General features: G+C 45.4%; 6 protein-coding genes. 4 read left to right on the top strand and 2 right to left on the bottom strand.

Annotated elements, in window-relative coordinates; genetic code table 11:
* The 3 genes from ACWVCM_RS04300 to ACWVCM_RS04290 form a co-directional block, all read left to right on the top strand.
* On the top strand, nt 1-265 hold a 265-nt coding region (locus ACWVCM_RS04300), incomplete at its 5' end, for a CvpA family protein (RefSeq protein WP_455200482.1).
* Between the two features lie 103 nt (nt 266-368).
* Entirely contained in the window at nt 369-1,880 is a 1,512-nt protein-coding gene (gene purF, locus ACWVCM_RS04295; protein ID WP_455200481.1) for an amidophosphoribosyltransferase, read from the top strand.
* A 244-nt stretch (nt 1,881-2,124) separates the two neighbouring features.
* On the top strand, nt 2,125-3,321 hold the full coding sequence (locus ACWVCM_RS04290; protein WP_455200480.1) for an O-succinylhomoserine sulfhydrylase: 1,197 nt from the start codon (nt 2,125-2,127) through the stop codon (nt 3,319-3,321).
* A 61-nt stretch (nt 3,322-3,382) separates the two neighbouring features.
* Here the strand turns inward: ACWVCM_RS04290 and ACWVCM_RS04285 are convergent, their stop codons facing one another.
* Complete coding sequence (locus ACWVCM_RS04285) at nt 3,383-4,648, bottom strand: tetratricopeptide repeat protein (protein WP_455200479.1); 1,266 nt, start codon at nt 4,646-4,648, stop codon at nt 3,383-3,385.
* Nucleotides 4,649-5,133: 485 nt separating this feature from the next.
* Between ACWVCM_RS04285 and ACWVCM_RS04280 the strand changes: the two genes are divergently transcribed.
* On the top strand, nt 5,134-6,045 hold the full coding sequence (locus tag ACWVCM_RS04280) for an HDOD domain-containing protein (RefSeq protein WP_455200478.1): 912 nt from the start codon (nt 5,134-5,136) through the stop codon (nt 6,043-6,045).
* 24 nt (nt 6,046-6,069) lie between these two features.
* On the opposite strand, the gene ACWVCM_RS04275 is transcribed toward ACWVCM_RS04280, so the two are convergent.
* Nucleotides 6,070-6,835: hypothetical protein (locus ACWVCM_RS04275; RefSeq protein WP_455200477.1), on the bottom strand; the 766-nt coding region annotated here is incomplete at its 5' end.

The following is a 6,835-nucleotide window of genomic DNA, read 5'->3' as shown; positions in this document are numbered from 1 at the left end:
GCTGGCGGCTTTAGTTAATCACCTGGCCGGGCATCTGGTTAAACGAACCGGACTCACCAGCACCGATCGGGCGGTGGGTGTAGTATTTGGTGTCGCCCGCGGGGGAGTGGTTGTCTCCATGCTTGTGTTGCTCGCCGGATTAACATCACTGCCCCAGGATCCCTGGTGGGCTGAATCAATGATGATTGGTCATTTTGAGCATGTCGCCCTCTGGTTACAGACCAATATTGCTCCAGAAATCAACGGCGCATTCTTTTATGATTAATCCATAAAAAATCGTTATTAAAAAACACCTTTCCTTCGAATAGAATACACAGTAGTCGCCTAGCGAGTGACATAGCAAATATCAGAGTCAGGGGAACCGAATTATGTGCGGTATTATTGGTGTTGTTGCAAAAACGGGTGTAAACCAGATGCTTTATGATGGTTTAACAGTGTTGCAACATCGTGGACAGGACGCAGCTGGTATTGTCACCTGTGATGACGGCCGCTTGTATCTGCGTAAGAATAATGGCCTGGTCCGCGATGTGTTTCGCACCAGTCACATGCTGCGACTCAAAGGAAACATGGGGATAGGGCACGTGCGTTATCCTACTGCGGGTTGCTCATCTTCGGCTGAAGCTCAGCCTTTTTATGTGAATTCTCCCTTTGGAATTACCCTTGCTCACAACGGTAACCTGACCAATGCCATTCAACTGAAAAACGACCTATTCCGCGCTGACCGCCGGCACATTAATACCGATTCCGACTCGGAAATTTTACTAAACGTTTTTGCTCACGAATTGCAGCGCTCTGACAAGCTTACTGTTGATGCGAGCGATATTTTTGATGCCATTCGAGGCGTGCACAAACGTTGTAAAGGCGCTTATGCGGTGGTTGCGATGATAACGGGATTTGGCATTGTCGGATTTCGTGACCCCAATGGTATTCGTCCTATTGTGTTTGGCAAACGAACCACAGACCAGGGTGACGAATATGTTATGGCGTCAGAAAGTGTGGCAATCCATGCATTAGGATTTGACATTTTAGGGGACATCGCACCGGGTGAAGCAGTGTGCATTGACGTGGATGGCAATTTATCCGCAGAGCGTTGCGCAGAGAATAGTGCGCTCACTCCCTGCATTTTTGAACATGTTTATTTCGCACGTCCTGATTCCATCATGGATAAAATTTCCGTACACAAGGCTCGCCTGCGCATGGGCGAGTATTTAGCAGACAAGATTCTGCGAGTGTTTCCGGATCACGATATTGATGTCGTTATTCCCATTCCAGATACCAGTCGTACTTCTGCGTTACCACTAGCCAACAGGCTGGGTGTTTTATACCGAGAGGGATTTGTAAAAAATCGCTATATTGGTCGCACATTTATTATGCCAGGTCAAAAGCAGCGTAAGAAATCAGTACGTCAGAAGCTAAACGCGATAGACCTCGAGTTTAAAAACAAAAATGTACTGTTAGTGGATGACTCTATTGTGCGTGGTACCACGTCCCAGCAAATCATTCAGATGGCACGTGATGCGGGTGCCAGGAAAGTTTATTTCGCCTCTGCGGCGCCACCAGTACGTTTTCCCAATGTCTATGGTATTGATATGCCATCGGCGACTGAACTGGTAGGGCATGGGCGCAATGAGGAAGAAATTGCCAAGCTCATTGGAGCTGACTGGTTGGTCTACCAGGATCTCAGCGACCTGATTAAAGCGGCCCGAAAAGGTAATCCAGCGATCAAGCAATTCGACACGTCGGTTTTTGATGGTCGTTATGTTACCGGCGATGTCACGCAAAACTATCTGGATGATATTGAAAAAATGCGCAATGATGATCAACAGGAGCAACGCCGCGCCGCAGATAATGCAGTCATTGAATTGCACAACACAGCCTGATTTAAAATTTAGCAATTGTCCGGTTGACAACGATTATCTGAAACTCTACTCTAGAACACACAACGCGCCGATTTGATAGTCAGCTTGCGGGCGCATAAACAAGTACGGCTAAAGCGAAGTTATTGCTGATTGAAATATTGTAACCTGCTTTAGTCAACTGTCTCCAGATACCTGGAGATCTAACAGACAAAGCGGGTTTTTTTGTGCCTGCTGATTAGTATCAATTCATAAAAAAGGAAACGTCATGAATGGTGACAATAGTGATTTTGAGCAATATGGCCTGGAAACGCTGGCCGTTCGTGCGGGCCAGCATCGCAGCAATGAAGGCGAGCAAAGTGAGCCTATCTATGCGACATCGAGTTATGTTTTTCAAAGCGCAGCTCATGCGGCAGCACGCTTTTCCGGCGATGAGCCAGGTAATATTTATTCGCGCTTCACCAATCCTACTGTACGGGTTTTTGAAGAACGTTTAGCCGCTATGGAAGGTGGTGCAAGTGGCGTTGCGACGGCATCAGGTATGAGCGCGATTCTGGCAACCTGTCTCGCACTGTTAAAGTCTGGTGATCATATTGTTGCATCACGTTCTATCTTCGGAACCACGGTTATGATGTTTACCAGCTATCTAGCCAAATTTGGCGTCGAGACTACTTTTGTGGATCTTGCTGATATTGAGGCATGGGACACTGCCATCACAGCGAATACCCGTATGCTATTTCTTGAAACACCTTCAAATCCATTAACCGTAATGGCAGATATTAAAAGTCTGGCGCAGTTGGCACATGATAACGATTGCTTGCTGGTTGTGGATAATTGCTTTTGTACACCTGCTTTACAACGTCCGTTGGAATTAGGGGCTGACCTGGTTGTTCACTCAGCCACGAAATTTCTGGATGGTCAGGGCCGTTGTATTGGCGGTGCTGTCGTAGGCGATGAAGAACGAGTCGGAAAAGAGGTTTTCGGTGTAATTCGAACCTGTGGTCCTACCATGAGCGCGTTTAATGCCTGGGTATTTTTAAAAGGACTGGAAACCCTGGGTATTCGTATGAAGGCTCATAGTCAGAATGCCCTGGTGCTGGCGCAATGGTTGGAGCAACAGCCTGCCGTGGAGAAAGTATATTACCCTGGCCTCGAATCACATCCACAACATGAGTTAGCCAGGCAACAGCAGTCTGATTTTGGTGGCGTGCTATCTTTTGAAATCAAGGGAGGCAAGGAGCAGGCATGGCAGGTAGTTGATTCAACAAAGCTCCTGTCGATAACGGCGAACCTGGGGGATACCAAAACCACTATTACACATCCCGCTACCACTACTCATGGTAGATTGACACCGGAAGCAAGGACAGAGGCAGGTATCAAGGATAATTTATTACGTATTGCGGTGGGTCTGGAATCTATCAAAGATATTAAGGCAGATTTATCCCGGGGATTTAATACGCTATAAGTTTTCCAAAAAAAAGGCAGGATGAGAATCCTGCCTGTACATTACGAGGAGAAATAATTCTTTAGTGAATCTGATTCAGGCGAGCCTGCATCTGTTCTGCTTTACCGGTTTTACCCACGCTTTTATAGAGTAACGCCAGCTCGGTTAACATTGCTGTCATGGCGGGATGGTTGCTGCCAAGAGTGCTATCCAGAATTTCCAGTGCGCGTTCGTACAGCGGTAATGCTTTGGCAAAGTAAGCCTGTGATGAATTATGCAAGTCTTTAATTTGAGTGCTTAGATCGGCCACGTTTTGACTGGCCTGGCTTGTTGTATAGCCTACTTTTTTGATGGAAAGTTCCTGTTCCTCGTTACGATCCATGCGACCCTGGATGTGGTAGATATTGGCCAGGCTGTATAACAACATTGCGACTTGTGGATGCGTAGGGCCAAACAGTTTTTCTGCTACATGAACCGCTTCAGAGTAAACGGGTTTAGCTTTTTCGTAGTTATCCTGTTTTACATACAGTGCACCAAGATTTATCAATGAACGTGCAACTTCCGGGTGGATTTTTCCATAAATCATTTTTCGAATCGCAAGGGAGTGGTTATGCAACTCTTCTGCGATCTGCATTTCTCCTTTAGCCAGATAAACATTAGCCAGGTTGTTTAGGGCATTCGCAACATAGGGGTGCGAAGGGCCGATGGTAACGTTCCAGATCTGGATTGATTTTTCATAATTCTCGATAGCTTTTTCGTATTCGAGCAAATCATCGTACAGAACAGCCAGGTTGTAGAGTGATTGTGCCACGGCTGAATCAGCTTCGCCGAAGGATTGACGACGAATAGTTAGTGCACGAATATGATATTGTTCAGATAATTCTGGTTCATTTTCTTCAAAATATACATTGGCCAGGTTTGTTAGTACCACGGCTACATCTTCATGGGTGGGGCCCAGTTGAGTTTCCAGAATTGATAATGCGTTCTGCATTTGATTTTTTGCAGTTTTTAGATCTCCCAGTGTTTCAGCAACGATACCCAGCTTTAACATGGAGTCTGCGGTATTGATATGGTTAGCGCCGAAGGTGGACTCCGCGAGCTCATAAGCTGAGTGTGCGGTTGCAGCTGCTCTTGCGTAACGGCCTTCTTCATAGTGCTCTATAAACTCGGCTGTGAGTTTATCCCAGATCTGTTCTGCAATGGCAGTGGTTTCATTAATGGCGTTATCTTGCTGAATTTTTATCGCCTCCAGACCATCAGAGGAAGACTTCATGTACGCCTGGGCATTACCAATTACCATGCTCATGCTTGCAAGACAGAAGGCAGTTACTAGCAGTTTTTTGCGCATAAATTTATTCCTTGGTTAACACTTATTCGTGAAATCAGCCCATTAGCACGGTATCCTTTTGCTGTATCAGCGCTGATTCAAATCCACAACGTGTCTTACTACTCCGTTCGCTGTGGCACTTCTCACACGGTGTTAAACAGGTTTTCGGCCATTGACGGCGGTTTCTTTAACCACCTGGATAGCCATTTGAAGTCGAAATTCGCACTTCTATTGCGCTTCAAATTATATTTTCAATCTAAGCGATTGAAATATATAGCTAATAATTCTGTGCATGGGTCACAGTTTTTACGTGACGCACTTAATACCTGAATTGACCGTCCGATATAGAAAAAGCAAGCAATGGGCCAATTCATCGAATTGAAAACTCATACGTAGAGTAAGTGGAAAATGATGCTTGATGAATTGCTTGTCTCGAAGCGGTTTTAGTTTGCTCCAGTGGAATGCAAGCTGTTATTAACTAATAAATTCTATGAAGTAGCGGAACAATGTCAGTAGCAGATAATAACAACGGTCAAAGTATTAATCAGAGTTCTCCCAGCGAGTTAGTACAGGGTGTGGTTGGTTTAATATCCCTGCCTGATGTGTGTGTACGCGTCAAAGAAATGGTGGACGATCCGAATTATTCCGCATCAGATATCGGGAAAGTCGTCAGTAAAGATGCCGCGCTAACCGCGCGCTTGCTGCGCATTGTAAACAGCGCGTTTTATAAATTTCCTTCGAAAATAGAAACGGTATCAAGGGCGATTACTATTGTAGGTAATCGGGAACTCAGGGATTTAGTGTTTGCAGCATCCGTGGCGAGCATATTCGAGAAAGTTTCCAGTGATCTCATTGATATCGAAACTTTCTGGCGTCATGCTGTTTATTGCGGAATCGTATCGCGTATTCTTGCGAAGAAATGTCGCGTACTGCATAAGGAAAGGTTGTTTGTTGCGGGGTTAATGCATGATATTGGCAGGTTGGTAATCGCGTTCAAACTACCAACAGAGTGCCGCCAGGTGCTTCATTATATGAAAGAGCAGGATGTACCATTACATGTTGCAGAAAAAGAAATTCTTGGATTTGATCATGCTGAAATAGGCGCTGAACTTATGCAGGCGTGGTCGCTACCGCAGACTCACCAATTGGCGGCCCTGAATCATCATAATCCGAATAAGGCCAGCGACTTTGTTCTGGAAGCTTCGATCGTCTATCTGGCGAATGCGATTACTGAGTTGGCAGAGGCAGGAACTGACGATATGGATGTTCTTGGCAATGTTCCTGAAGAGATTTGGCAAATAACCAGGGTTTCCATTGATGATGTTGAAGATATTCTGGTGGAAGCACGCGACCAGTTTATTGATGCATTAACACTGATTCGTGCCAGGGATCGCAAGTCTTCCCACTACGTTGCCTGATTGCAAGCAGGATAGTTTATCCGTTTAGTTTGTGCTGGATTCAACCTGTCGGGTCGATGTTTCACGAATTTGTGCAAGTAACTGTTCCGCCTGTTTATAATCCTGGGTTGACAGTCCTCCATTCACTTTCTGCAAAACCTCGTTGAGTTTTAGTTCGGCGTTCTCTGCTTGATCGATCGAAATCAGGTATTGGCAATAATCGATAACCGCGCGTAATTCCAGGCCCGTTGAACTTTGCCGTTGGGCAACATGTATTGCTTCATTAAAATACGCATCCAGTTCGTTATGCGAAGCAGATTTATGTTTCCAGCTGATTAAGGCTTTCAGGCGATGTAATTCTGGCTGAAAAAAATATTCGTGGTGTGTGTTTAGTTTGTTAATGGCGCCATCAATGACTACCTCTGCGTCTTCCCATTTTTCCGCTTTAATATACATACGAACCAGCAGGCTGTGATGAAACGTCAATGCCAGGCGGCTGCCAAGTTTGAGGTTTTTATCCATGACCTCTATATATTGATTGATAAGCTTATTGTCACCCGTCATTTCAAACTGGGACCATATGTTCATCATGTTGGCCATGGCGTGCCAGAATCGAAACTCATACTGTTCACATAACTTTAAAGTTTGTTTCGCCATTTCCCCTGCTTTTTTAACATCTCCTCGTAGTTGATGGATAACGGATGAAAAATAGGAAGCGTAAGCCATGCTGAATGGATGTTTAACCTCGGTGGCACGAGATGTTGCCTGGTTAATGAGTTCCAGTGCTCGGTCTGCATGCCCCATTAACCAG

The organism is Kaarinaea lacus (assembly GCF_975902315.1).
Note: the sequence above shows the minus strand (reverse complement) of the source record. Positions and strands in the feature narration are given on the sequence as shown.

Bases quoted from the DNA above. Each gene is read 5' to 3' on its own strand.
- purF (WP_455200481.1), top strand. From the start codon at position 369: ATGTGCGGTATTATTGGTGTTGTTGCAAAAACGGGTGTAAACCAGATG.
- ACWVCM_RS04290 (WP_455200480.1), top strand. From the start codon at position 2,125: ATGAATGGTGACAATAGTGATTTTGAGCAATATGGCCTGGAAACGCTG.
- ACWVCM_RS04285 (WP_455200479.1), bottom strand. From the start codon at position 4,648: ATGCGCAAAAAACTGCTAGTAACTGCCTTCTGTCTTGCAAGCATGAGC.
- ACWVCM_RS04280 (WP_455200478.1), top strand. From the start codon at position 5,134: ATGTCAGTAGCAGATAATAACAACGGTCAAAGTATTAATCAGAGTTCT.